The 26319-nt window shown below is 70.0% G+C and carries 29 protein-coding genes; 10 read left to right on the top strand and 19 right to left on the bottom strand.

Features of this window, described 5'->3' with window-relative positions:
* Window positions 1-138: 138 nt before the first annotated feature.
* Entirely contained in the window at window positions 139-1779 is a 1641-nt protein-coding gene (locus tag FBY35_RS25690) for a cation acetate symporter (RefSeq protein WP_142216345.1), read from the bottom strand.
* Window positions 1776-2141 (bottom strand): DUF485 domain-containing protein, encoded by a 366-nt coding sequence (locus FBY35_RS25695; RefSeq protein ID WP_142216346.1) that lies wholly within the window; start codon window positions 2139-2141, stop codon window positions 1776-1778. Before FBY35_RS25695 ends, FBY35_RS25690 begins: the two co-directional genes overlap by 4 nt.
* 251 nt (window positions 2142-2392) lie before the next feature.
* Here FBY35_RS25695 and FBY35_RS25700 point away from each other — a divergent pair, with 251 nt between their 5' ends.
* A complete protein-coding gene (locus FBY35_RS25700) occupies window positions 2393-3925 on the top strand; it encodes a S8 family serine peptidase (protein WP_142216347.1) in 1533 nt (510 codons plus the stop codon).
* 258 nt (window positions 3926-4183) lie between these two features.
* Here FBY35_RS25700 and FBY35_RS25705 read toward each other — a convergent pair whose 3' ends face one another.
* From FBY35_RS25705 to FBY35_RS25730, 6 genes are all read right to left on the bottom strand, one after another.
* Window positions 4184-5056: a sterol desaturase family protein gene (locus tag FBY35_RS25705; RefSeq protein WP_142216348.1), complete on the bottom strand. Its 873-nt coding sequence runs from the start codon at window positions 5054-5056 to the stop codon at window positions 4184-4186.
* 104 nt (window positions 5057-5160) lie between these two features.
* Window positions 5161-5871 carry a VIT family protein gene (locus FBY35_RS25710; RefSeq protein WP_142216349.1) on the bottom strand — a complete coding sequence of 237 codons (711 nt, stop codon included), beginning with the start codon at window positions 5869-5871 and terminating at the stop codon, window positions 5161-5163.
* A 24-nt stretch (window positions 5872-5895) separates the two neighbouring features.
* On the bottom strand, window positions 5896-7131 hold the full coding sequence (locus tag FBY35_RS25715) for an amidohydrolase family protein (protein ID WP_142216350.1): 1236 nt from the start codon (window positions 7129-7131) through the stop codon (window positions 5896-5898).
* A complete protein-coding gene (locus FBY35_RS25720; protein ID WP_142216351.1) occupies window positions 7128-8426 on the bottom strand; it encodes an amidohydrolase family protein in 1299 nt (432 codons plus the stop codon). The genes FBY35_RS25715 and FBY35_RS25720 overlap by 4 nt, the downstream gene beginning before the upstream one ends.
* A 10-nt stretch (window positions 8427-8436) precedes the next feature.
* Complete coding sequence (locus FBY35_RS25725) at window positions 8437-9321, bottom strand: SDR family NAD(P)-dependent oxidoreductase (protein ID WP_142216352.1); 885 nt, start codon at window positions 9319-9321, stop codon at window positions 8437-8439.
* Complete coding sequence (locus tag FBY35_RS25730; RefSeq protein WP_142216353.1) at window positions 9321-10118, bottom strand: acetoacetate decarboxylase family protein; 798 nt, start codon at window positions 10116-10118, stop codon at window positions 9321-9323. Before FBY35_RS25730 ends, FBY35_RS25725 begins: the two co-directional genes overlap by 1 nt.
* A gap of 93 nt (window positions 10119-10211) precedes the next feature.
* Between FBY35_RS25730 and FBY35_RS25735 the strand changes: the two genes are divergently transcribed.
* Both FBY35_RS25735 and FBY35_RS25740 read left to right on the top strand, forming a co-directional pair.
* Window positions 10212-10919 carry a TetR/AcrR family transcriptional regulator gene (locus FBY35_RS25735; RefSeq protein WP_142216354.1) on the top strand — a complete coding sequence of 236 codons (708 nt, stop codon included), beginning with the start codon at window positions 10212-10214 and terminating at the stop codon, window positions 10917-10919.
* 106 nt (window positions 10920-11025) lie between these two features.
* Entirely contained in the window at window positions 11026-12018 is a 993-nt protein-coding gene (locus FBY35_RS25740) for a DEDDh family exonuclease (protein ID WP_142216355.1), read from the top strand.
* Between the two features lie 253 nt (window positions 12019-12271).
* Here the strand turns inward: FBY35_RS25740 and FBY35_RS25745 are convergent, their stop codons facing one another.
* The gene (locus tag FBY35_RS25745) at window positions 12272-12625 is read right to left on the bottom strand and encodes an MmcQ/YjbR family DNA-binding protein (protein ID WP_142216356.1); all 354 of its coding nucleotides are present in this window, start codon (window positions 12623-12625) and stop codon (window positions 12272-12274) included.
* 170 nt (window positions 12626-12795) lie between these two features.
* Between FBY35_RS25745 and FBY35_RS25750 the strand changes: the two genes are divergently transcribed.
* Window positions 12796-13110, top strand: coding sequence for a hypothetical protein (locus FBY35_RS25750; RefSeq protein WP_142216357.1), 315 nt, complete (start codon window positions 12796-12798; stop codon window positions 13108-13110).
* 51 nt (window positions 13111-13161) lie between these two features.
* Here the strand turns inward: FBY35_RS25750 and FBY35_RS25755 are convergent, their stop codons facing one another.
* Window positions 13162-13413 carry a hypothetical protein gene (locus tag FBY35_RS25755; RefSeq protein ID WP_142216358.1) on the bottom strand — a complete coding sequence of 84 codons (252 nt, stop codon included), beginning with the start codon at window positions 13411-13413 and terminating at the stop codon, window positions 13162-13164.
* Between the two features lie 299 nt (window positions 13414-13712).
* On the opposite strand from FBY35_RS25755, the gene FBY35_RS25760 reads away from it, so the two are divergent.
* The 4 genes from FBY35_RS25760 (at window position 13713) to FBY35_RS25775 (ending at window position 17666) form a co-directional block, all read left to right on the top strand.
* Window positions 13713-14111, top strand: a complete 399-nt coding sequence (locus FBY35_RS25760; RefSeq protein ID WP_142216359.1) for a hypothetical protein — start codon at window positions 13713-13715, stop codon at window positions 14109-14111.
* A gap of 157 nt (window positions 14112-14268) precedes the next feature.
* Window positions 14269-15057 carry an SURF1 family protein gene (locus tag FBY35_RS25765; RefSeq protein WP_142216360.1) on the top strand — a complete coding sequence of 263 codons (789 nt, stop codon included), beginning with the start codon at window positions 14269-14271 and terminating at the stop codon, window positions 15055-15057.
* 64 nt (window positions 15058-15121) lie between these two features.
* Window positions 15122-16906, top strand: a complete 1785-nt coding sequence (locus FBY35_RS25770; protein ID WP_142216361.1) for a glycoside hydrolase family 15 protein — start codon at window positions 15122-15124, stop codon at window positions 16904-16906.
* Between the two features lie 4 nt (window positions 16907-16910).
* The gene (locus FBY35_RS25775; protein WP_142216362.1) at window positions 16911-17666 is read left to right on the top strand and encodes an SDR family oxidoreductase; all 756 of its coding nucleotides are present in this window, start codon (window positions 16911-16913) and stop codon (window positions 17664-17666) included.
* Window positions 17667-17847: 181 nt separating this feature from the next.
* Here the strand turns inward: FBY35_RS25775 and amaP are convergent, their stop codons facing one another.
* The 5 genes from amaP to FBY35_RS25800 are packed head-to-tail and all read right to left on the bottom strand — an operon-like array spanning window position 17848 to window position 20118.
* Window positions 17848-18426 carry an alkaline shock response membrane anchor protein AmaP gene (amaP, locus tag FBY35_RS25780; RefSeq protein WP_186357067.1) on the bottom strand — a complete coding sequence of 193 codons (579 nt, stop codon included), beginning with the start codon at window positions 18424-18426 and terminating at the stop codon, window positions 17848-17850.
* Between the two features lie 5 nt (window positions 18427-18431).
* Window positions 18432-19070: a DUF6286 domain-containing protein gene (locus FBY35_RS25785; RefSeq protein ID WP_142216364.1), complete on the bottom strand. Its 639-nt coding sequence runs from the start codon at window positions 19068-19070 to the stop codon at window positions 18432-18434.
* Window positions 19067-19414: a hypothetical protein gene (locus FBY35_RS25790; protein WP_142216365.1), complete on the bottom strand. Its 348-nt coding sequence runs from the start codon at window positions 19412-19414 to the stop codon at window positions 19067-19069. Before FBY35_RS25790 ends, FBY35_RS25785 begins: the two co-directional genes overlap by 4 nt.
* Window positions 19415-19420: 6 nt before the next feature.
* Entirely contained in the window at window positions 19421-19612 is a 192-nt protein-coding gene (locus FBY35_RS25795; protein WP_142216366.1) for a hypothetical protein, read from the bottom strand.
* 11 nt (window positions 19613-19623) lie between these two features.
* Complete coding sequence (locus FBY35_RS25800) at window positions 19624-20118, bottom strand: Asp23/Gls24 family envelope stress response protein (protein ID WP_142216367.1); 495 nt, start codon at window positions 20116-20118, stop codon at window positions 19624-19626.
* 93 nt (window positions 20119-20211) lie between these two features.
* Between FBY35_RS25800 and FBY35_RS25805 the strand changes: the two genes are divergently transcribed.
* Window positions 20212-20877, top strand: a complete 666-nt coding sequence (locus FBY35_RS25805; RefSeq protein ID WP_186357068.1) for a hypothetical protein — start codon at window positions 20212-20214, stop codon at window positions 20875-20877.
* Window positions 20878-20935: 58 nt separating this feature from the next.
* On the opposite strand, the gene FBY35_RS25810 is transcribed toward FBY35_RS25805, so the two are convergent.
* From FBY35_RS25810 to FBY35_RS25820, 3 genes are all read right to left on the bottom strand, one after another.
* Entirely contained in the window at window positions 20936-21727 is a 792-nt protein-coding gene (locus tag FBY35_RS25810) for an enoyl-CoA hydratase/isomerase family protein (RefSeq protein WP_142216368.1), read from the bottom strand.
* Window positions 21728-21856: 129 nt separating this feature from the next.
* A complete protein-coding gene (locus tag FBY35_RS25815) occupies window positions 21857-22075 on the bottom strand; it encodes a helix-turn-helix domain-containing protein (protein ID WP_019060653.1) in 219 nt (72 codons plus the stop codon).
* A 406-nt stretch (window positions 22076-22481) separates the two neighbouring features.
* On the bottom strand, window positions 22482-24080 hold the full coding sequence (locus FBY35_RS25820; RefSeq protein ID WP_142216370.1) for an ABC-F family ATP-binding cassette domain-containing protein: 1599 nt from the start codon (window positions 24078-24080) through the stop codon (window positions 22482-22484).
* Window positions 24081-24377: 297 nt separating this feature from the next.
* Here FBY35_RS25820 and FBY35_RS25825 point away from each other — a divergent pair, with 297 nt between their 5' ends.
* Window positions 24378-24779: a VOC family protein gene (locus FBY35_RS25825; RefSeq protein WP_142216371.1), complete on the top strand. Its 402-nt coding sequence runs from the start codon at window positions 24378-24380 to the stop codon at window positions 24777-24779.
* Here the strand turns inward: FBY35_RS25825 and FBY35_RS25830 are convergent.
* Window positions 24776-26269 (bottom strand): hypothetical protein, encoded by a 1494-nt coding sequence (locus FBY35_RS25830; RefSeq protein WP_399208867.1) that lies wholly within the window; start codon window positions 26267-26269, stop codon window positions 24776-24778. The genes FBY35_RS25825 and FBY35_RS25830 overlap by 4 nt on opposite strands.
* Window positions 26270-26319: the final 50 nt, after the last annotated feature.

The raw sequence follows: 26319 nt of genomic DNA on the forward strand, positions 1-26319 counted from the left end.
GTTCAACGGATCTTATTGCTACCGAGCCTACGCCAGGGCACCGACAACGCACGGGGCCCGATTGTCACGAGGTGCGGTGCGGCCGCGTCGTAGGACTCTACGACGCGACCGCGGCCGGACTCCTGCGATCCCGCTCGCTCAGTGTGCTCCGGTGCCGGTCAGGGACTTGACCTCCAGCTCCGCGTACTTGCCCTTGTCGGGTTCCTCCTTGGACAGCACGGTGCCGAGCCAGCCGAGCAGGAAGCCCAGCGGGATCGAGACGATGCCCGGGTTCTCCAGCGGGAACCAGTAGAAGTCCGCGCCCTTGAACATCGAGGTGGGCTTGCCGGAGACGACCGGCGAGAAGAGCACCAGCACCACGGCCGAGGTCAGACCGCCGTAGATGGACCACAGCGCACCCTGCGTGGTGAACCTCTTCCAGAACAGGCTGTAGAGGATGGTTGGCAGGTTCGCGGACGCGGCGACCGCGAAGGCGAGAGCGACCAGACCGGCAACATTCAGATCGCGGGCCAGCGCGCCGAGCGCGATGGAGACGATGCCGATGGCGACCGTCGCCCAGCGGGCCGCCCGGACCTCCTCCTTCTCGGTTGCCTCACCCTTGCGGATGACGTTGGCGTAGATGTCGTGCGCGAAGGAGGACGAGGAGGCGAGGGTCAGACCCGCGACCACGGCCAGGATGGTGGCGAAGGCGACCGCGGAGATCACCGCCAGCAGGACGGACCCTCCGGTGGAACCGGAGCCGCCGCCGATCTCCAGCGCCGCCAGTGGCGCCGCCGTATTGCCCGCCTTGTTGGAGGCGATGATGTCGCCGGGCTTGAGCAGGGCCGCGGCGCCGAAGCCGAGCACGATGGTCATCAGGTAGAACGCGCCGATGATGCCGATGGCCCAGTTGACCGACTTACGGGCTGCCTTGGCGGTGGGCACGGTGTAGAAGCGGATCAGGATGTGCGGCAGTCCCGCCGTGCCGAGCACCAGGGCGATGCCGAGCGAGATGAAGTCCAGCTTCGATGTGCCCGTCTTGCCGTACTTGAGTCCCGGCTCCAGGAACGACGCTCCCTTTCCACTGTTCTCGGCCGCTTTGCCGAGCAGGTCGGAGAGGTTGAAGTTGAACTTCAGCAGGATCAGGAAGGTGATGAGGACTGTGCCCGAGATCAGCAGCACAGCCTTGACCATCTGCACCCAGGTGGTGCCCTTCATGCCGCCGATGGTCACGTACACGATCATCAGTACGCCGACCAGGGCGACGATCGCGATCTTGCCCGCGTCGCTGGTGATGCCGAGCAGCAGCGAGACCAGCACGCCCGCGCCCGCCATCTGCGCCAGCAGATAGAAGATCGAGACGACGATGGTGGAGGTGCCGGCGGCGGTACGGACCGGGCGCTGGCGCATCCGGTAGGCGAGGACGTCGCCCATTGTGTAGCGCCCCGAGTTGCGCAGCGGTTCGGCGACCAGCAACAGCGCTACCAGCCAGGCGACCAGAAAGCCGATCGAGTAGAGGAAGCCGTCGTAGCCGAAGAGGGCGATGGCGCCCGCGATACCGAGGAAGGACGCGGCCGACATGTAGTCGCCGGAGACCGCGAGGCCGTTCTGGAAACCGGTGAACTGGCGGCCGCCCGCGTAGAAGTCGGCGGCGTTCTTGGTCTGCCGTCCGGCCCACACGGTGATGACCAGGGTGGCGACGACGAAGCACGCGAAGAGCGTGATGATCAGCGGCCGGTGCTCGCTCGCCCCGTCGGCGGCGAGTTGGACCGTGGGATGTGCGGCATACGCGGCGCTCATGCGTCGTCCTCCATACGGGACTTGATCGCCTCGGCCTTGGGGTCGAGCTTGCGGGCCGCGTGACGCGAGTAGAGCCAGGCGATGAGGAACGTGGTGGCGAACTGGGCGAGTCCGAAGACGAGGGCGACATTGATATTGCCGAGGAGCTTGGTGCCCATGAAGCCGCCGGCGTAGTTGGACAGCAGTACGTAGAGCAGGTACCAGGCGATGAAAGCGACGGTCAGGGGAAAGGCGAAGGAGCGGTATGTGCGGCGCAGTTCGCCGAATTCCGCACTCTCCTGCACCTCGACGAACGACTCTGTCGTGGGCTGAGCGGGGCTGGTGTCCGTACCGCCCTTGGGCGGCGGTGCATCGGTGGCCACGGAATCTCCTCGCGACGCGGGTGCGGTGGGGTGGGGGACGACCTCGGTCGTCGGGGGTGGTTTTGATGTTGCTCCACTCCCTGACAACGGCACGGAGAGCACGCCGGACCGGTTCAACATCGGCCTTTTTCTTCCCGGTTTCTTCCAGAAACTCATTGATGGCGGCCCATGATCGGCGATAGCTTCGCTGGTCATGTACCCGCCCATTTCACAGGGGTCTGGGCGGTTGACACGGATGATGTGGAGAACCCATGGCTCATCTGGGATCCAGACGGCGGCGCGCACTCGCTCTGCCCGCAGGGCTGGCGCTCACGGCCTCGCTCGGTTTCCTTCCCGCGGGAGCGGCCTCGGCGGCGCAAACGGACGAAGTACCCGTCGCGGTCGTGACGGACGGCCCGAAGCTCTCGTACGTCGTGAACGTCAAGGGCGGGCACGGCACCGCCAAAGCGGTGAAGAAGGCGATAGCCAAGGCGGGCGGCACGGTGGTGATCGCCTATGACCAGATAGGCGTCGTCGTCGTCCACTCGCAGAACCCCGACTTCGCCCCGACGATCCGTCAGGTCCGTGGCGTGGCCTCGGCCGGCGCGACGCGCACCGCGCCGATCGCCCCCGCGAGCGACACGGCGATCGACTCCGAGCGTCCGCTGACCGCCGCCGAGGCGAAGACCGCGGCCGCGCAGGCGGAAGCCGGTCAGGACCCGATGGAGCCCCTTCAGTGGGACCTGCCCGCCATCAAGGCGGACAAGGCACATGAGAAGACGCTGGGCAGCAAGAAGGTCACGGTCGCGGTCATCGACACCGGTGTGGACGACACCCACCCCGATCTCGCGCCCAACTTCGACGTCGCGGCGTCCGCCAACTGTGTGAGCGGCAAGCCCGATACGACACCGGGCTCCTGGCGGCCGGCCGCCAACGAGAGCGACCACGGCACGCACGTCGCGGGCACGATCGCCGCGGCCAAGAACGGTGTCGGCATCACGGGTGTCGCCCCGGGCGTCAAGGTCTCCGGCATCAAGGTGGCCACAACGGACGGCTTCTTCTACACGGAGGCCGTCGTCTGCGGCTTCGTATGGGCCGCCGAGCACGGCGTCGACGTGACCAACAACAGCTACTACACCGACCCGTGGCTGTTCAACTGCAAGAACGACCTCGACCAGGGGGCTCTCGTCGAGGCGCACCGCCGGGCCATCGGCTACGCGGAGCGCAAGGGCGTGGTGAACGTCGCCGCGGCCGGCAACTCCAGGATGGACCTGGCAGCCGACGAGCTCACCGACACGACGAGCCCGAACGACACCACCCCGGGCACGCGGGTCGTCAACCCCCGTGAGTGCCTGGACATTCCGACCCAGATTCCCGGGGTCGTCACCGTCTCCGCGCTGGGTGCGAAGAACCTGAAGTCCTCGTACTCCAACTACGGTCTCGGCGTCATCGACATCTCCGCCCCCGGCGGTGACTCGACCGCCTTCCAGAAGCCGGACGCGCCGGCCGTCGACGGCCGCATCCTGTCCACGCTGCCGGGCGGCAAGTACGGCTACAAGGCCGGTACGTCGATGGCCTCGCCGCATGTCTCGGGCGTCGTCGCGCTCATCAAGTCACGGCACCCGCACGCTTCGGCGGCGGCCGTGAAGGCCCTGCTGTACGCGGAGGCGGACGACACGGCCTGCACGAACCCGTACGACATCAACGGCGACGGCACCGTTGACGCGGTGTGCGAGGGCGGCAGGCGCGACAACAGCTTCTACGGCACTGGTGTCGCGGACGCGCTGGACGCGGTTCGCCGCTGACAGCTCAGGAGTTCAGGGGTGGCCGGGCGCTGTGCACGTGTGCACAGCGCCCGGCCCTTCGCGTGTCCGCGGCCCGTGCCTACGGCCGCGACGGTGGAGCCCTTGGCGACGCCCGCGCCGATGGCGGCGTGGTGCCCGGTTCCCATGACGTCGGAGAGCGCGAGAGCCCGCCGGCCCGCAGGCGGCTGGAGCCGCGGCCCCGGGAGGACGAGGTGGCGGCCAGTGCTTCACCGGGCACGCCTGGGCGTTCCGGCGCGCTCACGCGGCAGGCTCCACGGCCGTTGTCGGCACCTCGGGGCCGGGGCTCGGCTGCCAGCCCGGTCCTCGCAGGACCCGCCCGGCCCTCTCACGCCAGGTGCTCGCCGCCCGTACGTCCCGTGCGATGGCCGCGTACTCGTGAGTGGCGACCCGCAGCGGGTTGTAGGTGTCGATGTTCTTGGTGAGCCCGAAGACCGGCCGCTCGGTCTCCGGCGCGAAGGACCCGAAGAGCCGGTCCCACAGGATGAGGATCCCGCCGAAGTTCCGGTCCAGGTAGCCGCCTTGGGACGCGTGGTGCACCCGGTGGTGGGAGGGCGTGTTCAGTACGTACTCGAAGGGGCGCGGCAGCTTGTCGATCCGTTCCGTGTGCACCCAGAACTGGTAGACGAGGTTGGCGGAGGAGCAGAAGGCGAGCGCGGCGGGATGCACCCCGCACGCGATGAGCGGCAGGTAGAACGGCCAGACGGTCAGGCTCGTCCAGGGCTGGCGCAGTGCGGTGCTGAGGTTGAACTTCCGGCTGGAGTGGTGGACGACATGGCAGGCCCACAGGATCCGGATGACATGGTGGCCGCGGTGGGACCAGTAGTAGAAGAGGTCCTGTGCGAGCAGCATCAGCAGCACGGTCCACCACAGGACGGGGACACGGGCCGGGGTGAGCTCGTACACCGCGGTGTAGATCGCGACGATCGGGATCTTCCAGAAGAAGTCGAAGGCGAGACTGCCGAGACCCATACCGATGCTGGTGGCGGCGTCCTTGGTCTCGTAGCCTGCGGCGTCCTCGTCGGGATGGATCCGGTAGCTCACGATCTCCAGGGCGGTGAGCAGCACGAAGGCGGGTATTGACCAGAGCACGACATCGGGCAGATTCGGCATGCGGGCACCGTAGAGGCGGGGCAGGGCCGCGGCTAGATGTTGTTACCAACAAGTATGCGAGACGACTTGTCAGCTGCAGTTGGTGACTTCCGCCAACGCGCCCCTCAAACCCCCACCGCGCCGAGCAGAGATCCCGCCCCATAGGTGACCGCCATCGCCAGTGCTCCCCCGCCCATGTTCCGCAGCACGGCCGGCCGGGCCGACGCGGCGCCCAGGCGGGCGCTCCACCAGCCCGTGAGGGCCAGGGCCGCGAGGACCGAGAGGACCGTGACCGGCAGGCGCAGCCACGAGGGCGGGAGCACGATCGCGAGCAGCGGCAGCAGCGCGCCCACCGTGAACGCCAGGAAGCTCGCGCCCGCCGCGTGCCACGGCTCGGCCAGCTGGTCAGGGTCGAAGCCGAGCTCCACGCGCGCGTGAGCGCGCAGGGCGTCGCGCGCGGTGAGCTGCTCGGCGGCTTCGCGGGCCACCTCCTGCGACAGGCCGCGGGCCACCAACAGACCGGCCAGTTCCTCCAGTTCCTCCTCAGGCTGCTCACGCAGCTCGCGCCGCTCCATGGCCAGGGCCGCCTTCTCGGAGTCGCGCTGGGTGGAGACGGAGACGTACTCACCGGCGGCCATGGACATCGACCCGGCCAGCAGCCCGGCAATGCCTGCCGTGAGGAGGGCGGCGCGCGATTCGGTGGCGCCTGCCACGCCGACGACGAGGCCCGCGGTGGACACGACCCCGTCGTTGGCACCGAGGACCGCGGCACGCAGCCAGTTGAGGCGCGTGCCGAGAGCCCCGCCGTGGGCTTCGTCGTGCGGTGTGTCGGTCACCACGGGAGGGTCTCACCCTCCCCCTCACCAGACGCGTACCGACCCGCCCCGGGCGAACGCGGGGCTGGTCGCCGCCGCCGGGATCTCGGTCAGAGGCTCGGCGATCTCCTCGACCGTCGGGCCGACCTTGGCCGCGATGGGGTCGAGGAGGCCCAGGTCGAAGCCGTAGACGCGGGCGGCGTTGCCGCCGGCCATCGCCGCGATCTCGTTCCTCGGCAGCCCCGCGTAGGCGATGCGGAGGCCTTCACGGGAGTAGGGGGTGGTGCCTTCGTCGTGCGGATAGTCGCAGCCCCACATGATCTTGTCGAGGCCGATCCGGTCGCGCAGCGGCACTTCGTGCGGGCGCATGAAGCTCGCGCCGACGAAGCAGTTCTCGCGCCAGACCTCGCTGGGGCCCCTGCCCATCCAAGCGGCCAGCCCCGCGCCGAACTTGGACTCCGCGGTGGCGGCTCTCGTCGCGGCGGCCACCAGACGCGCGTGGTAGTAGTCGAGCATGTCGAGCACGCCCGGGATCCAGCCCGAGCCCTGTTCGGTGAGGACCAGCTTCAACTCCGGGTGGCGGCGGAAGGCCCCGCCGAAGATCAGATGCCACAGGGCACGGTGGGAGAACCAGGTCGTCTCCACCATGAACACCGCGCGGGCCGCCGGCTCTTCACCCAGCGGCGGGGACGCCGAGCCGCCGTGGTGGTTGACGGGTATGCCGAGCTCGTCACACACCGCCCAGATCGGGTCGTACGTCTGCGAGTAGAGCTCGGGAAGACCCGAGCCCGGTGGTGTGCCCGGCAGCAGGATCCCGCCGGTGAGGCCCGCCCGGCCGGTGCGGCGGATCTCGCGGACCGCCTCGTCGACGTCGTTGAGCAGGATCTGCGCGACGCCCGCCCGCCGCCCGGGAGCCTGGGCGCAGAAGTCGGCGAGCCAGCGGTTGTGGGCGCGCAGCCCGGCCCAGCGCTGTTCGTACTCCGCGCGCGTGGGCGCCAGGGCCATCAGCGAGGCGCTGGGGAAGAACGGCGGGATGGTGTTGGGGAAGACGACCTCGGCCACGATGCCGTCGGCCTCCAGCTCATGGATGCGGCGCTCCGAGTTCCAGTTCCGGTCGGCGGTGTCGGCGAGCAGATCCTCGTACGGGTTGACGTATGTGGCCGCCCAGGCGTCGAAGTCGTCGTGGTACGTCTTCTCCAGATACGGCTTGTAGTCGAGGAGATCGGCCCCGGCGTGACAGTCGGCCGAGATGACGGTGTAGCGGTCGGTTCCGTCTCTCATGACGAGGCTCCCAGGACCGGGAAGTCGTGCTCGGTCAGCCAGTGGCGGCCCACCTCCCGCGACCTCGCCCAGGATGCCTCGACGGCCGACTGGTCCTCGCACTGGCCCAGTTCGGCCGGGGACGGGCCGATGCGCCGGGCGATCGGGGCGAGCTTTTCGGTGTCGAAGCCGAAGACGTCCGCCGCGGCCAGGCCCAGTATGCGGCGGGTCTCGGCGACGGGGATGTCGTGGAAAGTTTTCGCCAGCCACGCGCGCGTGGCTGGCCAGGTGCCCTCGGGGTGCGGGAAGTCGCTGCCCCAAAGGATGTTGTCGACGCCGATCTCGTAGCGCTGAGCGAGTTCGCGCCGCTTGGTGTTGGTGGCGCAGATGAAGATCTGCCGGTCCAGATACTCGCTCGGCGGCCGCTTCAGCTCGGCGAAGGGCGAGAGCTTCTTGCCGCCGTGCGCGCCGAGATAGAGCCGGTCCATGAACCACAGCTGGTTGGGAAGCCACCAGCAACCGGACTCGGCGACGCCGAACTTCAGGCCGGGGTGGCGCTCGAAGACGCCGGACCAGAGCAGGAACCACAGCGGCCGCGCCGGCCACCAGGTGACCTCGGAGACATAGATGCCGAGATGGTCGCCGTACTCGTGGCGCGGCGCCGCGCCGGAGTGGGTGACCACCGGCATCCCGGTCTCCGCGGCGGCCGCCCACACCGGGTCGTAACGCCGGTCGTGGTACGGCTTCTTGTCGACCCACATCGAGGGGATCATCAGCGCTCCGAGCCCGGATTCCCTGGCCCGGTGGATCTCGGCGACGACCTTCGCGGGCTCCGCCGTGATGGGCAGCAGGGCGACACCGCAGTGGCGCGCCGCGTTGTCGGCGTGCCCACCGACGAATTCGGCGAGCCAGCGGTTGTGCGCCTGGGCGCCCGCCATGCCGAGCTCGGGGTCCTGGTCGCCCGAGAGGCCGAGCCCCACTCCGAAGGGCGCGGCCGTCCGGCTGTCGACGGCGTCCGCGTCGGGGAAGACGACCTCGGCCGCCACTCCGTCGCCGTCGAGCTCCCTGAGCCGCTGGGCAGAGTCCCAACCGCCCCTGAGACCTTCCTCGTTGTCCTTGAACCAGGTGTCTGCGAAGGCTTCGTTGCGTACGCCGAGCCGGGTCATCTCCTCGCGGCGGCGGCCCTGCCCGGCGAGGAAGTCGTCGAAGTCCCGGTGAAAGCGGGACTCCAGATAGGGCCGGTACTGCTCGGTCGGCAGTCCGGCGTGGCAGTCGGAGGAAACGATCAGGTACGGGTCTGACCTCACGTCTGACATCAGGTGTCCCTCAGTCGAGAATGAAGCTTTCCAGGTACGACGGGTCCGTGCGGTCGAGCATCGACTGCGATCTGGCACGGATCTGCCGGTCGCTGTGCTCGCTCGCGGGCAGCATCCAGAAACGGTCGGCGCGGATCGAGTCCACGACGAAGCCGGCGACCTCCTCGGCCGGGGTGAACCGCACCTCGTGGCCGGCCTCCTTCATCGCCCTCTCCCACTGGTCGAGGGTGCGGTACGGCGCCTTGCGCGGGCGCTCCTTCGCGTACCGCTGGGGCCTGTTGCGGTGCGACTCCCACAGGCCGGTGCGCAGCATGTGCGGCCCGGGGAAGAGGACGGACGCACCCACGCGCGCGTGCTCCGCCTTCAGGTGCGCGTACAGCGACTCCGTCATCGTCACCACCGCCGACTTGGTGACCGCGTACACGGACGCGGTGGGCAGGGGCGCGATCCCACCGTCGCCGGACGAGGTGTTGACGACATGGCCCGGCTCACCACTCGCGATCATGCGCGGCACGAAGGCCTGGATGCCGTGGAAGACACCCCAGACGTTGACGGCGAAGGCCCATTTCCAGTCGTTGGGCTCGTGCTCCCACATCCGGCCCTCGGCGCCGGAGCCGACGCCGGCGTTGTTGCACAGCACATGGACGGCGCCGAAGGTCTCGTACGCGGCGTCCGCGAGCTCGAAGACGCAGGCGCGGTCCGCCACGTCGACCGTGTGCGCCAGCACCCGCGCGCCGTCCGCGGCGAGTTCGTTCGCCGCCTTGCACAGGGCCTGCTCCTCGACGTCCGCGAGCACGACCGCCAGTTTCTCGGCTGCGAACCGCCGCGCCATGGCGAGCCCGATGCCGCTCGCCGCGCCCGTGACAACGGCGACCTGTCCCTGCCTCAGCCGCATCACACGCTCCCGTCCGGCGGACCGTCGAGGATCTGCTGCGGGTCGTCGTAGCGCTGGTGGATGTAGGGAAGAAGCGCCTGGGCGCTGACCCGCTCGGCCACCCTGCCCTTCTGGTCGGAGGTCTTCTCGCCGACGGTGAGCTCGACGACGCGCCGCACGGGCAGGTCCGCGACGGGGTCGTACACCGACTCGCGCAGCACCACATCGCCGCTGAGCTTCTCCAGCCTGCGGAACTTCTCGTTACGCGTGCAGTGCACGAGGACGGGGTCGGCCTCGAAGCCCTGTCCGTCGACCGCGGGCAGGAACTTGAAGTAGAAGTCGAGCTTCTCGGCCGGTTCGGGCAGCGGAAGCGGGCCGTCCACCGCGCCGCGCACCTCGACGAAGGCGATGCCGTGCCGGGCGAGCACGGCCCGTACGACCGGGCCGTCGCGCTCGACACCGACCTCACCCAGCTTCTTCGGCTCGCCGAAGACCTCCCGTCCGCCGATCAGTGCGCGCTCATGAGTCATCGGCATGACGAGGGGGTACCAGCCCTCACGCCCGTCGTGCAGCGCGGCCACGGCCACCGAGCCGGCACCGAGCGGATAGCCGGGCAGGTCGACCTTGCTGATACTGGCCCGCACCAGGGGCCGTTCGGTGGGTTTGAGCGGCGGCGGAAGTACGGCGGCCACCGCGTCGGGGTCGCTCTCCCACACCGCCACGACGCCGGTGGACCAGATGTCGGGAAGCCTGGAGCTCGATGCGCGGGCCGCGGCGATCTCCGCCCCGGTGCGCGCGCCGTACCGTACGCGTGCCATGTCGTACCGCCCTTCGTCAGTCGGCCTGTAACACAGTTACACCGAGCGCGATGAAGGGTAAAGAGCCGTGCAAGCACCGGAGTTGGAGGCACCATGCCGAGAACCGCGCTGACCCGCGAAGAGGTACTCCAAGCGGCCGCCTCGCTCGTCAAGCAGCACGGTCCTGCGGCCCTCACCATGCGCAAGCTCGCCGCCGAACTCGGCACCGCCGTCACCTCGATCTACTGGCACGTCGGCAATCGCGAGTCGCTCCTCGACGCACTGGTCGAGCGGACGGTCCATGAGATGGGCGCGATCCGGCCCGTCGGCCGTACCCCCGGGCAGCGCATCGTCTCGGTCGCCCGGCGGCTGCGCCGTGAGCTGCGCGAGCGCCCCCATCTGATCGCGATGGTCCATGAACGGGGGCTCACGGAACGGATGTTCCTGCCCGCGCAGCAGTCGCTCGTCCACGAAATGCACGCCGCCGGGCTGCGCGGTGCTCGCGCGGCCGAGGCGGTGCGCGCCGTCCAGTTCCAGGTCGTCGGCTTCGTACTCGTCGAGCGCAACCGGGAACGCTCGCCGGTCCAGTCGCCCGGGGAACAGGAGCTGTGGGAGGGCAGGACGGTGGAGCACGACCCGGCGGAGGACGACCCGGCGTTGGCCCGCGCGCTGGCGCGGCCCGCCGACCCGGAGAAGCTGTTCGCCGCTTCCGTCAAGGCGTTGGTGAGCGCACTGCTCGCGCCACCCGCGCACGCCACACGGTCAGGTGACACCCGGGCGGGCGGCACGGGCCGTACCTCGCCTGCCTCCGGGGCCCGTTGACGACGGCGGCCCGGAACAGCGCCCGGCCGGGCACCTCGTCGCAACGCCGGACCGGCCGGCCGGGACCGTCCGGAGTTGTCAGTGCGGGCCCGTATTCTCTGTGACCATGCTCGACGACCGTACAACCGCAGCTGCAGCGTGGCCGGCCGCGTATCCCCGGGGATACGCGGTCGTCGACGTGGAGACCACCGGACTCGCCCGCGACGACCGGATAATCTCCGCTGCTGTGTACCGTCTCGACGCCCTCGGCGATGTCGAGGACCACTGGTACACCCTCGTCAACCCGGAACGGGATCCGGGTCCGGTGTGGATCCACGGTCTGACGAGCGATGTGCTGGAAGGCGCACCGCTCTTCGGTGATATCGCCGAGGAGTTCTCCGAGCGGCTCGACGGCCGGGTCCTCGTCGCACACAACGCGATCTTCGACTGGTCGATGATCGCCCGGGAGTACGCGCGAGCGAGCGCCACCGCGCCCACCCGGCAGCGGCTGTGCACCATCGCGCTCTCCAAGGAGCTGCGACTGCCGCTGCCCAACCACAAGCTGGAGTCGCTCGCCGCGCACTTCGGAGTCGTACAGCAGCGGGCGCACCACGCCCTGGACGACGCACGCGTGCTGGCCGAGGCGTTCCGGCCGAGTCTGCACACCGCGGCGCGGGACGGGGTGCGGCTGCCGCTGCTCGAATGCCGTCCGCTGACCGAGTGGTCGGACTCGCCCGCCACCCCGCGGATCGGCCACCAGCCTTCGTACGGCCGGAGCGCGTACGGGCAAAGCAGCTGGCGGCCGTCACGCAAACGCCCCGCCTGCCCCTACCCCAACCCGGGGCGGTACCAGGTGGGCGGGCCGCTCGCGCAGGGCATGCGGGTGGCCTTCTCCGGCGACACCTCCGTCGACCGCGAGCTGCTGGAGGACCGGGCGATCGAGGCGGGCCTGCATGTCGCGACGAGCGTGTCCCGGCTGACGAGCCTCCTGGTGACCAACGATCCCGGGGCCTCGACGTCGAAGACGGTCAAGGCGCGGTCGTACGGCACGCCGGTCGTCGACGAGGCCGCCTTCACCCAGCTGTTGCGGGACGTGGCCCCGGCACCCGCATCGGAGTGAACCGGACGCGACTCGCCCGCCGAGTGGTATGAGGACAACAACCTCAGCGCCTTCAAGCGCAACGTCAAGCGCCCCGACTTCGAGCAGATGGACCGTGTTCACGTCCCCGGAATCCACGTACGGGGGATCACGTTCGGGGCATCGTTCGAGGTCAGACCATAAGAACAAGCTGAGACGCCCACGATCGCTACGCGCTGCCGCCGGATCGGCGGCCTGCGGGTCGCCATGGGCTGGGAAGCCGTCCTTGTGCGGGTCAGTGGGCAGGGTTGAGGAAGTCCAGGGCCTCACGGGCCAGTCCGTCCCAGCTGAGCTCCGAGCCGGGGTCCAGGCTGAGCCACTCGCGCATGAGCCGCCCGTGCCCCGGGTCGAAGCGCTCACCCTCACCGGCATCCACCAGCTCGTCGACTCGGGCCCGCGGGAGCTTCACCACCAGACGGCCCTGCGCGAGCATCGCGAAAATCTTCCCGCCGACCTTGAGCGCAGCAGCGCCGAACTTTCCCTCCCGTCCCGGTTCGTCGCCAGGGATGGTCACCCCGTCCAGCTCCGCGAACTGCGCGACCAGCTGCTCGTACCGCTTCTCGGGGGAGACTGCCCGCCGTTGCTGCATCGGCTCCTCGACTCATTCCGGCCGGTGCGGGTCTCCTGCAGACCTCCGCCATCTCGGCGTCCGGCAGCCTACTGTTGTGACCAGGTCAGACCATAAAGAACAAGCTCAGGGCGAGCAAGCAGGTCCCGGAGACGGCCCAGCCGTGGGCTGGTGAGGCTGCGCTCAGGGACGTGGAGGAGGAGATCACGGAACTTCAGGAACTCTGGACGGCTAAGAAGGTCCGTGCCGCCTCGTACGTCACGGCACTCGATGACCTGAACGCTCGGAAGAACGAACTGCTGGCAGACAGGGTGTACCACACGGTCCCGGTCGGCACGCGTTCCATCACGGAAGAACTGCTGACGAAGGGCTGGGAGAACCTGTCCATCGAGCGTCAGCGGATCATCGTCCGGAAGGTCCTGCGGGCGGTGATCATCCACCCGGCCAAGAGCCGCGGCGGTCGGTTCGACCCCGCACGAGCGGAGCCCGTTTTCCTCACGGCCTGACAAACACTGAGGGCCCCTCCCATGTGGGAGGGCGCCCTGCTGTTCCCTGGTCTATCCGGTCACGCTGCCTACCTTGTCCACGATGCCCGTCTTCCCTTCAGCGCGGGCGCAGTGCGCTCCGCAGTACCAGTGGCCCTCGGCCTCGACGCCCTGTCCGATGATCTGGACTCGGCAGTGCTCACAGATCGGCGCCATGCGGTGAATGGCGCAGGCGAACGAGTCGAAAACGTGCCGCGCACCGTCCTTGGTCTCCACGGTGAACGCAAGCTCGTAGTCGTTCCCACACACTTCGCAACGTGTCATAAGCGGCATCGTTGAGGGCAGGGAAGGCGCTGGCAAGCTGACGGCGCACTGCCGGCTCGGGGTTCTACCCAGTCAGCGTAGCGGCCATGGAGCTCAGCCCGACCTCACCTCTGTCCTTCAGATTCACTAGTTCAAGGATCTCGTCGACCTGGTCCTCAGTCAGGATCGGGGCTCGGTCCAGTGCTCTGACCGGGAAGCTTCGCCGGTTTGCTGCGAGATGGCTGACGTGCGACGACTTCCGACGTCGGAGATCTGCCCCATAAGATCTTGAGCTCAGGCCACGGATGTCGGAGGGCGAGATGGAGCAGCCGCGGATACGCCTCGGCAACGATGACATCTGGCTGGAACTGGCTCGGACCGGTAGGGATAGCTGGCAGATCACCGCAGATTGGTGTTCCTGGCTGACAGCTGACTTCACTGCGGATCTCAGCGATGGGGAGGCCATGGACTTCGTGGCGCGGCTGCTAACTCACCTGCGCGCACCGTCGGGTGGGCGCTTTTCGGCGGCGGTGACTCACGGTCGCAACAATCCGCTGACGTTGAAGGCAGAGCCAGTCGGGGACGGTTTCGCCTTTTTCATTCGCTTGACTCCCAACGGCGACGACGACGTGTGTCACTTGCAGATGGAGATCGATCCGATCGCCTCGTTGGAACTTCGTGAGGCGTTCAGTGCGCTGCACGCGGCGCTGGTGGTCTGACCGCCCGGAGCGTTTCAGGCCGCGATCGTGAGGCGCCCCGGTCACCCAGCACCCCGCCGCCGCGGGGCGTGCTCCGTTCCCCGCGACAGCGGGGTTCACGGGCCCCGGGCGGGCCCCCCCGTCCGGGCCCGGGTCCGCGGCGGGTACGGTCGAAGCCGTGTACCGCTTCCTGTTGTCCCGCCAGTGGGTGATCCTCACCCTCATCGGCCTCGTCCTCATCCCCACGATGATCGAGCTGGGCTTCTGGCAGCTCCACCGGCACCAGCACCGGGTCGCGCAGAACACACTGATCGCGAAGAACGTCCGGGCGAAGCCCGTCCCCGTGACCGAGCTCACCTCCCCCGGACACACCGTCCCGAGCGGCGACTACTGGCGCCGCGTCACCGCCACCGGCGTCTTCGACACCGCACACGAAGTCGTCGTACGCCGCCGCACCTCCGCCGACGAGCGCGTCGGCTTCCATGTCCTGACCCCGCTCGTCCTCGCCGACGGCCGGGCCGTCCTGATCAACCGCGGCTGGATCCCGACGGCCGCCGACCAGAAGGCCTTCCCCTCGGTGCCGCCCGCCCCCAAGGGCACGGTGACGGTGACCGGCAGGCTCAAGGCCGACGAGACGACGGAGGCCAGCGGCATCAAGGACCTGGCCGGACTGCCGCCCCGCCAGATCATGCTGATCAGCAGCGCGCTGCAGGCGAAGGTGCTGGGCCGCACCGTGCTCGGCGGCTATCTGGAGCAGACCGCGCCCACGCCGGCCGGCAGCAGCCCCGAACTGATCCCGGACCCCGACCACGACTCGATCGGTTCGCACATGGCGTACGCCGTCCAGTGGTGGCTGTTCACCGCGGCGGTACCCGTCGGCTGGGTGATTCTCGTACGCCGCGAGAAGCGCGACCGCGAGGCCGCCGAGGCACAAACGGCACCGGAACAGGCCCCCGCGAACGCCTGACCCCGGCCGCGGGCGCAGCTCCGTGGCTGCTTAATCACCGCGCCGGACGGGAACACGCGAAAGCGTGACCCTACGCATCGAGGACTACGCCCTCATCGGCGATCTCCAGACCGCCGCGCTGGTGGGAAGAAACGGCTCCATCGACTGGCTGTGCCTGCCCCGCTTCGACTCCGCGGCCTGCTTCGCCGCGCTGCTCGGGAACAAGGACAACGGCCACTGGACAATCGCGCCCCAGGGCGCGGATCTGTGCACCCGCCGCGGCTACGTCGGGGAATCACTCGTCCTCGAAACGGTGTGGGAGACGCGTACCGGCACGGTCAAGGTCATCGACTTCATGCCGCAGCGCGACACGGCCCCCGACGTCGTCCGCATCGTGGAGGGCGTGAGCGGCTCGGTCGAGATGAGCGGCACGCTGCGGCTGCGCTTCGACTTCGGCTCCGTGGTGCCCTGGATGCGGCGGGCGGAGGGTCACCATGTGGCGGTCGCGGGCCCCGACTCCGTATGGCTGCGCAGTGAGCCGAGCGTCAAGACGTGGGGGCACGAGTACAGCACCCGCACGTCGTTCACGGTCGGCGAGGGAGAGTCGGTGGCGTTCGTCCTGACCTGGCATCCCTCGCACGAACCGCGGCCGACGTTCATCGACCCGTACGAAGCACTAAAGAGCAGCGTGGAGGACTGGACCCTGTGGTCCCGGCGCTGCCGGGGCGGGGGTCCCTACCGCGAGGCCGTGGTCCGCTCGCTCATCACGCTGCGGGCGCTCACCTACGCCCCGACCGGCGGCATCGTCGCCGCGCCGACCACGTCCCTGCCGGAGGAGCTCGGCGGCGTACGCAACTGGGACTACCGGTACTGCTGGCTGCGGGATGCCACCCTCACGCTGGGCGCACTGGTGATGGCGGGTTATCAGGAGGAAGCCTGGGCCTGGCGCAACTGGCTGCTGCGGGCGGTTGCCGGAGACCCGGCGGATCTGCAGATCATGTACGGGCTGTCGGGCGAGCGCCGGCTGCCCGAGACGGAGCTGGAGTGGCTGAGCGGCTACGCGGGCTCCGCGCCGGTCCGCACCGGCAACGAGGCGGTCAAGCAGTTGCAGCTCGATGTGTACGGAGAAGTGCTCGACTCCCTCTTCGTGTCCAGACAGGCGGGTATGCCCGCGGAGAAGCACGCCTGGAATGTGCAGCTCAGCCTGCTCGGCTTCCTGGAGTCCATGTGGCGCGAGCCGGACGAGGGTCTGTGGGAAGTCCGGGGTCCCCGGCGCCACTTCGTGCACTCCAAGGTGATGGCCTGGGTGGCGGCGGACCGTGCCGTGCGCACGCTGGAGGGGAATCGTTCGCTGAACGGCGACGCGGACCGGTGGCGCGCGATGCGTGACGAGGTGCACCGGGAGGTGTGCGAGAAGGGGTTCGACCCGGTGCGGAACACCTTCACGCAGTCGTACGGCTCCGTCGAACTCGACGCGGCGGCACTGCTGATCCCCCGGGTCGGCTTTCTGCCGCCGGACGATCCGAGGGTGATCGGGACGGTGGACGCGGTGCGCGAGGAGTTGGGGACGGGAGGTCTCGTACGCCGCTACAGCACCGACAGCGGGACTGTGGACGGGCTGCCGGGAGGGGAAGGGGCGTTCCTGGCCTGCTCGTTCTGGCTGGTCGACGCGCTGCGGCTGACGGGGCGTGTGAAGGAGGCGCGGGAGCTGTTCGAGCGGCTGCTCGCCCTGCGCAACGACGTCGGGCTGCTGGCCGAGGAGTACGACCCCGTGGCCGGCCGGCAGGTGGGGAACTTCCCCCAGGCGTTCAGCCATATCGGGCTGGTCGTCTCGGCCCTCGCGCTGGCCGGGGAGGAGACGGCAGGATAGGCCCATGGATCTTGGACTGAAAGACCGTGTCTATGTCGTCACGGGTGCGTCGCGGGGGCTGGGAAACGCGTCGGCGCGGGCACTTGTGGCCGACGGCGCGAACGTCGTCATCACCGGGCGCGACAAGAAGTCGGTCGCGGACGCGGCGGCCGAGCTGGGCCCGAACGCCATCGGCATCGCCGCGGACAACTCCGACCCGGCGGGCGCGGAACGCCTCGTCGCCGCGGCGCGGGCGCACTTCGGGCGCTTCGACGGCATCCTGATCAGCGTCGGCGGCCCGGCGCCGGGCTTCGTTGCGGACAACACGGACGAGCAGTGGCTCGCGGCGTTCGAAGCGGTGTTCCTGGGCGCAGTACGGCTGGCCCGCACGGCAGCGGCGGCGCTGGACGAGGGCGGCGTGATCGGCTTCGTCCTGTCCGCCTCGGTCCACGAACCGATCCCCGGCCTGACGATCTCCAACGGCCTCCGCCCCGGCCTGGCGGGCTTCGCGAAGTCCCTCGCGGACGAACTGGGCCCCCAGGGCATCCGGGTCGTCGGCCTGCTCCCCTCCCGCATCGACACGGACCGCGTCCGCGAACTCGACGCCTTGTCGGGCGACGCGGAGGCGGCGCGCACGGCGAACGAGTCCCGTATCCCGCTGCGCCGCTACGGCACGCCGGAGGAGTTCGGCAACACGGCGGCGTTCCTGTTGTCACCGGCGGCGTCGTACCTGACGGGCGTCATGCTCCCGGTGGACGGGGGCGCGCGCCACGGCTTCTGACGAGTCGGCGCGGTGCGCTGCGTGGTGGCTCGTTCGCGATCCGCCAAGGGCCTTGCAGCGAACGCGCCTCCGGCCGGTGCCCCGCCGGTCAGTATGGGGTGGGCATGGCTGCGGCGGCATCGCGGCCGCCAGGCCCGGCAGCCGCGATGCCGACCCTGGCTCGGCGGGGTGCGGGAACGCGTCAACTCACCCGCTGCGCACCGTGCTTCGCCGCCCTCAGCCGTACCTCCGCCGGCAGCACCTCCAGCCCCGCCGAGTCCCTCGCGTGGCCCACCGCCTCATCCGTCAGCCGCTGCAGCGACTCCCCGGGGGACGCGTGCGGCTCCAGGAGGAGCGCGACCCGCGCAGACGGCGTGCTGCGGTGGCCCGTCAGGGTGACATGGGCGCGGGACACGCCCTCCAGGGACTCAGCCTCGCTCTCCAGGACGCCCTCCAGCGCCCTCCCCCGCAGCAGCGCGCCCTCCCCGTCGCCGCTGTCCACGAGCACCTCCGCAAGCCGGGCGCGCCGCAGTTGGGCGATCAGCCACCACAGGGCGAGGAGCACGATCACTGCGAGCGCGGCGATGACCGCGGGCCACCACCAGCCCTCGTCACGCCAGCGGTAGCGGTCCGCTCTGCTCAGCAGTACGTCGTTCGGCCCGTCCCAGGGCCACCAGGACGGCACCGCCCATCCGGCCCCCGCCGCGAGCACCCCGCCGCCCACGCACAGCAGCACCAGCCCGGCCAGGCCGAGCAGTACGCGATTGATGACGCCGAGCATCGCCCTCACCTCTTCTTCGCCGACGGCCGGGCGACGTGCACGGTCAGAGCGGGCGGCCTGGCGAGGCAGAGTTCCTTGATGCCGCTGCCCAGCGCCAGGTCCAGATCCGCCCGGACGTCGTCGAGTTCGCGGAAGTGTGAAAGGGCCCGTACGGAAACTTTCGTGCGCCCCATCCGGACCCGTACGGACTGCACCCCGGAGATTTCCATCGCCCGGTCCCGCAGAACCAGCGCCGCGGCGTCCCGGTCCAGCCCCGCCCGTACGGAGGCGACGTCGCGCCGCATCGGCAGCAGCGCCCGAAGGCCGGGCGTGAGGGCGATGACCACGAGGCAGAGACCGAGGACCATCGCGGCCACCGCGACGGCCAGCACTCCCAGCTCGTCCAGCCGCCACTTCGCGAGGTCCGCCGCGAATACCCGGCGCCAGTGCATGGCGGGCCTGTCGGCTCGTACCGCCGCGATGTCGTAGAGCAGCAGTCCCGCGCCACCGAGCACCACCAGGGCCACGAGAGTGGCCGGGATCCTCCGCTTGGACCAGAAGCGCCCTGCCCTGCCCCCGCCGCCCTCGTCATGCCCTGGCGAATGGTAGGCCGCAGCCGACGCCGACTGGTCCAGATCGAGTACGGGCCGTACGGGCTCGCTCATCGGATCCTCCCGTGTGCCCCCTTGCGCGAGTGCACCGAGTGCAGCCGCTCGACCAGCACCGCGACCTCGGGCACATCCATCCCCGCCAACGCCCTTACCCGCTGAGTGACGTGGTGACGCACCGAACCGCACTGCCCGCCGATGTCGGAGGGGTAGTCGAGCTCCACGCTGACCCGGACCCGGGCCATGCCATGGTGCACCGTGACCGTGGCCCGGGGTGCCGATGCGCCTTGCGGTACGACGTCGAGCGCCTCCCGCGCTGCCTGCGCGGCGATCTTCGCGACGACCCGGTCGGCGATCGCGGTCGCCCCGCGCTCGGCTGCTTCGACGCGGTCAGCGGCCACCGCGGCTCACCGCCGCCGGTCGCCGCGCTCGCGACCGCGGAAGAAGTCGCCGGGTTCGAAGTCGCCGTCCAGGAACCGGCCTGCCACGAAGCCGATCGCCCCGAGTGCGGCGACCAGCAGAAAGGCACCGAATCCGCCGAAGTATCCGGCGAAGCCGAGCGCCAAGCCGGCGATCATGCCGGCCACAGCCATGCTCATCGTGAGCTCCTCTATTGGAGACGCTGCTCCGGCTCTTCCTCTTCCTCATCGGGCAGTTTCACATCGCTGACCGCGATATTGACCTCGACGACCTCGAGTCCCGTCATGCGTTCCACGGCGGCGATGACGTTCTCGCGGACCGCGCCGGCGACATCGGTGATGGAGACGCCGTAGTCGACGACGATCTCCAGGTCGAGGGCCGTCTGCACCTCGCCGACCTCGGCCTTCACACCGCGGGTGACGCTGGACTTGCTGGTGCCCGGTACCCGGTCGCGGACCGCGCCGAAGGTGCGGGAGATGCCGCTGCCCATCGCATGGACTCCGACCACATCGCGGGCGGCGAGCCCGGCGATCTTCTCGACGACGCCGTCGGCGATGGTGGTACGGCCGCGGGTCGCGGGATCGCCGCCGCCGCGCTTGGTCGTGGACGTTTTCCTGGTTTCCTCGCCCGAGCCCGACGGCTCGCCGGGCTTCTCGGGCCGGTTCCACTGAGCGGTCTCGGTCATCGCCGTATGTCCTTTCCGGGCGAGTTGGACTCTTTTGCCCCACATTAAGTGCGCTTGCCCACTCTCGCGCCGGTGATGCGGCACGCTGGAGCAATGACCACCGCTGATGCAGTACGGCGTCGTCTCGGGCTCGGCAGGCTGCTTCCGCTGGGCGAGGCGGCGGACGGGGCGTGGCTCGCGGAACAGGCGGCCGAGACGGTTCTGCGGAGCGTGGCGACCGGGGTGCCCGGGGTGGCGCCGGGCAGGCTGCGGCTGGCGCTCGTGGATCCGGACGCGGCGGGCCCTCCCGCCGTACCGCCGCCGCCGAGCGCGCTGCCGCCGGGGCCGCTGCGTATCGAGGCAGATTTCGCGGCGGTGGCGTGGGAGCCGCTCCCGGTTGCGGCGTCCGTGCTGCGTGCCTCGCTGTTCACTGCCGCGGAGAACCTGCTGGATCTGAGGGTCTCGGAGGTGGATCTGCTGGTGACGGACGTATTGGACGCAGGTCCGGAAATCGCGCAGGGCGCTCCGCCACCCGAGGTACAGCCCGCCGCCCCGAAGGGTCCCGTGGGATGGGCCGCGTCCGGGGCCCCGGGCGTCGCCCATCTGACGGCGACCCTGGGCACGGCGGTGCACTTCGCCCCCGACCATGTGCGTGTCGAGGTGGCGACGGCGAGCGGTCACCGCCCGCTGGAGGTGGTCCGGGCGGTCCGCGAGGCGGTGACGGCCGCGCTCGCGGACGGTCGCCCGGTGTCGGTGCTGGTCACCGCCGTGGAGGCGTGAGAAGAGCCGCGCTCACGGCGGACCGGGCAGATCGCGCGGACTCAGCGGACCCGGCGGATCAGTCGCCCATGCCGGCGAGGTCGCGCAGCCGGCGCGCCTGTGCCGCCCGCTCGGCGGTGCGCTGTTCCTCGTAGGAGCGGCCACTCACACCCTGAAGAAGCGCCTTGGTCTCGATCACCGCGTCCCGCGGCGCCGCGAGCAGTGCCGCCGCCAGGTCCCGTACCGCGCTGTCGAGCTCGTCACCGGGCACGACAAGGTTGGCCAGGCCGGTGCGCTCGGCCTCCTCGGCGCGGACGAAGCGGCCGGTGGCGCAGATCTCCAGCGCGCGGGCACAGCCGACGAGCGAGACGAGCGGGTGCGTTCCCGTGAGGTCGGGGACGAGCCCGAGGCTGGTCTCGCGCATGGCGAACTGCACGTCCTGCGCGACGACCCGGAGGTCGCAGGCGAGGGCGAGCTGGAATCCGGCACCGATCGCATGACCCTGGACGGCCGCAATGGTGACAAGGTCACTGCGGCGCCACCAGGTGAACGCCTCCTGGTACTCGGCGATGATCGCGTCGAGTTCCGCGTCGGAACCGCGCGCGAGGTCGAGGAAGGACGGCTCGCCGTCGAAGCCCTCGGGCGTGAACGCCTGCCGGTCGAGCCCCGCGGAGAAGGACTTGCCCTCGCCGCGCAGCACCACGACCCGCACGTCGCCCGGCAACGACCGACCCGCCTGCGCCAACGCCCGCCACAGAGCGGGAGATTGGGCGTTGCGCTTGTCCGGGTTGGTCAGGGTCACCGTGGCAACCGCGTCCTCGACGGTGAGCCGTACGCCGTCCTTGTCGAGCACAGAGTCGAGCGAAGTCATGGGGCGCCTCCGGTTCGGGTGCAGTCACTTGCATACGAAGTTAAGTGACTGCACAGTAACCACCCGGCCGCATCTGCGACCGACCGGGTGGCCACCGTGGAAACCGGTGGACCGAAGGAGCCTCGACGATCAGGCCGAAGCCTTCTTGCCTCGCGTAGCTCCGCCGCGTCCCCGCAGCGTGACTCCGGACTCGCTGAGCATCCGGTGGACGAATCCGTAGGAGCGGCCGGTCTCTTCGGCCAACGCCCGGATGCTCGCACCGGAGTCGTACTTCTTCTTCAGGTCTGCCGCGAGCTTGTCGCGCGCGGCGCCGGTAACCCGGCTGCCCTTCTTCAGAGTCTCGGCCACCCGTGCCTCCTCATGGGAAGTGCGCTCTGGACTCTCATGATCACCCCTCGCGGGCTTCCTGGCCACCCATTCGACAAGGTCCGTGCGACAAGCTTTGCCCTCCGGTATGGGGCCGCCAGGATCGGAATCTCTCATTCCGGGTGCGGCTGTCCGCACGCCCGCAGGGATTCCCCTCAAAAGTGCCAGGTCAGCGCCACGCGAACGAGAAGGGCCGGGCCGGACACCGGACGGAGCGGATCCGCTCGGTGCCACGCCGGGGTACGAGACGTTCTCACTCAGATGATGGATCACGCGTAGGCCGAATGATCCATACGGAGTGGATCAGAGCCCGAGCGGACCGGAAATGGCCGGTCCGGCGCGGGTGAGGCACCGGTCCGGCATCCCGGGGGCAGCCCTCCGGGACCGGTCAGGCCAGCGCCACCAGGTCCGCGTAGTCCGCGCCCCACAGGTCCTCGACGCCGTCCGGCAGCAGGATGATGCGCTCGGGTTCCAGCGCCTCGACCGCTCCCTCGTCGTGTGTGACGAGGATGACCGCGCCCTTGTAGGTGCGCAGTGCGCCGAGGATCTCCTCGCGGCTGGCCGGGTCGAGGTTGTTGGTCGGCTCGTCCAGGAGCAGGACGTTCGCCGACGAGACAACCAGGGTGGCCAGCGCGAGGCGGGTCTTCTCACCGCCGGAGAGCACCCCGGCCGGCTTGTCGACGTCGTCGCCGGAGAACAGGAACGAGCCCAGTGTCTTGCGCACCTGGACAAGATCGAGGTCCGGCGCGGACGAGCGCATGTTCTCCAGAACCGTGCGCTCCGGGTCCAGCGTCTCGTGCTCCTGGGCGTAGTAGCCGAGCTTGAGGCCGTGGCCGGGGGTGACCGCTCCGGTGTCCGGAGTCTCCACGCCCGCGAGCAGGCGCAGCAGCGTCGTCTTGCCCGCGCCGTTGAGACCGAGGATGACGACCCGGGAGCCCTTGTCGATCGCGAGGTCCACATCGGTGAAGATTTCGAGGGAGCCGTACGACTTGGACAGACCCTCGGCGGTCAGCGGCGTCCTGCCGCAGGGCGCGGGCTCCGGGAAGCGCAGCTTGGCGACCTTGTCGGACACGCGGACCTCGTCGAGCCCCGCGAGCAGCCGCTCGGCCCGCTTGGCCATGTTCTGCGCGGCCACGGTCTTGGTGGCCTTGGCGCGCATTTTGTCGGCCTGGGAGTTGAGGGCCGCCGCTTTCTTCTCGGCGTTCTGCCGCTCGCGCTTGCGACGCTTCTCGTCCGCTTCGCGCTGCTGCTGGTAGAGCTTCCAGCCCATGTTGTAGATGTCGATCGTGGAGCGGTTGGCGTCGAGGTAGAAGACCTTGTTGACGACCGTCTCGACGAGATCGACATCGTGGGAGATGACGATGAAGCCGCCGCGGTAGGTCTTGAGGTAGTCGCGCAGCCAGACGATCGAGTCGGCGTCGAGGTGGTTGGTCGGCTCGTCGAGGAGCAGGGTGTCGGCGTCCGAGAAAAGGATGCGCGCGAGCTCGACCCGGCGGCGCTGACCGCCGGAGAGCGTATGCAGCGGTTGGCCGAGGACCCGGTCGGGCAGGCCGAGCGCGGCGGCGATGGTGGCCGCCTCGGCCTCGGCGGCGTAACCGCCCTTGGTGAGGAACTCCGTCTCCAGGCGCTCGTACTTCTTCATCGCCTTCTCGCGGGTGGCGCCCTTGCCGTTCGCCATCCGGTCCTCGTTCTCGCGCATCTTCTTCAGCACGGAGTCGAGGTCACGGGCCGAGAGGATCCGATCGGTGGCGAGGATGTCGAGGTCACCGGTGCGTGGGTCCTGCGGGAGATAGCCGACCTCGCCGGAGCGGGCGATGGTGCCGGCCGCGGGGATGCCTTCGCCCGCGAGGCACTTGGTGAGGGTGGTCTTGCCCGCTCCGTTGCGGCCGACCAGGCCGATGCGGTCGCCTTTGGCGATACGGAAGGAAGCGGACTCGATGAGAACGCGTGCGCCGGCGCGCAGCTCGATGCCGGAAGCGGTGATCACGGAAAGACTCCAGGGCGGTATGGACGGCGGAAGGGACGGGCGCGGGAGCTTCGACGCCGCCTAATGCGCAAGGAGAATTGCCATACAGGCGAGTCTACCGGGGCCCTGCAAGTGGTTTTGCGCCAGCTTCAGCGGCCGCGGCCGCTGAGCCGGAAGGGGCACACCGGCGGTGGTTGCACAGCGGCTTCACGACCGGCGACATGGCCCGGTCCGGCGCCTTCGGCCGACTGTCAGTGGCGGCTGCAAGACTGAGATGCAGATCACATTTCCACCGTCGAGCCTGAAGGAGCGATCGAGATGACTCAGTCACCCAGCATCTGTCCGACGCTGAGGTACACGGACGCGAAGGCCGCGATCAAACAGCTCATCGAGGCCTTCGGCTTCGCCGAGCACGCGGTGTACGAGGACGAGGCGGGCGCCGTGGTGCACGCCGAACTGACCTTCGGCAACGGCATGGTGATGCTGGGCAGCAAGGGCACCGGCAGCGAGTTCGACAAGGTGATGGAGGGCGGCGGGCCGACGGGGGTGTTCGTCCATGTCGACGACGTCGACGCGCACCACAGCAGGGCAGTGGAGCACGGCGCGGACATCGTGATGCCGCCGACCGACCAGGACTACGGGGCGCGGGACTACATGGCGCGGGACATCGAGGGCAATGTGTGGAGCTTCGGGACGTACGCGCCGGGGGCGGAGTCCTAGCCCCGCCCCCGGGACGGCACGCCTGGGCCTTGTCCGGCCGATTGCGGACTGGCCTGACTTCCGGTGTGCACCTGGAACGCCGCCCGTCGTACGGCCTTCGCGACGGCCGGATCGGGGTGCGCGGCGGCGAGGGCGACCAGGACCTGCACCGTTCGGGGGTGGCCGCCCGCACGGACCTCGTCGAGCAGCGCGGGGACCGTGCCCTGGACCGCCGAGTCGAGGTGGCGCAGCAGCAGTTGGGGCTCTCCGTGGTCGGCGACGGCTGCCGCGGTGTCCACCCAGAGCCAGGTCGCTTCCTCGCGGGTGAGGATGTCGGCGGCGTTCTCGGTGTCCGCCCCCTCGTGCTCGGCGAGCCAGAGCAGGACATAGGGGCGCAGCGAGGGCTCGTCGGCGGCGGCGCGGACGTCGGCCTCGGCGGGGGCGCCGACGACACGCAGCGCCTCGAAGGCGAGGCCGCGCAGCAACGCGTCCTCACCGCGGGCGACGCCCAGGAGTTCGGCGACGGCACTGGAGACGGTGCGGGCGGCGAGCCAGGCACGGTACTCGGCGCGTGCAGGGCCGGGGGTGAGGCGTGCGCAGCCGCGCAGCATGTCCTCGGCGGACTGCTCGATATTGCCCGCCGGGCTCTGGGCGGCGACGCAGATCTGCTCCAGCTTGACCCACACCGCCCAGCTGCCGAGCGGGGTCAGGGTGGCCGAGCGTCCCTGGTCGAGGGTGAGCGCGCCGACGGCAGACAGCCCTTCCAGGGCCCAGTCGAGCAGGAGGGACACGGGTACGGGAGGACCGGCGTCGGGCTCCGGCTCGGGCTCGAAGCCGGGCTCGGGGGCGGAGTCCGGCTCCGCGCCGGCGTGGTCGGGCTGCGGGCCGTAGGGGACTTCGCAGCGCTCCTCGCGCAGTTCCGCGACGCGCTGCTGGAGCAGATCGAGCAGTACCGGTACGAGCACGGGGCCGGCCGAGAGCTGGAGGAGGGAGAGGACCTGGGGCACGGCCTCGACGACCTCGGCGACCGCCGCGGGCGCGACGTCGTCGGGCACCGGGTGGACCAGCGACCAGGCGTCGAAGAGCGCGACCCATCCGCGCAGTACGGCCATGTCGTCGCGGTCCCAGGCGCGCAGCCGCCAGCCGGGGCGAGCGGTGTCGCCGTGCAGCTCGACGAGTCCCGCGAGGCGGGCGCGGTCCCAGCCCGCGCGCACCTGGAGCGGGGTGAACTCCAGTGCGGCGGCGGCCCGTTCCTGGGTTCGCCCGGTGAGCTGGGCGGTGCTGGGGTCCCGCTCGACCGCTGCCCAGCGGGCGATGCGGACGGCGTCGGCGAGGACGGTCCTGGCCTGCCGGGCCAGTTCCGAGGCGGCGGGGGTGCCCTCGGGGGGGCGGGGGGCCGGCCTGGTACCCCGGGCCGTCACGGCCCGCCGTGCGGTGGCCAGCGATCGCGGGCGGACAAGACGGAGTCTGGAGTTGCGCGCCAATTGCTCATCAGGCTTTCGGGACGTCACGGGGAGCAGTCTTCCCGCTGTCGGCCCGAAAGCCCAAACGGAACCTGTTC

The sequence above is a fragment of the Streptomyces sp. SLBN-118 genome (assembly GCF_006715635.1).
Lineage (GTDB): Bacteria > Actinomycetota > Actinomycetes > Streptomycetales > Streptomycetaceae > Streptomyces.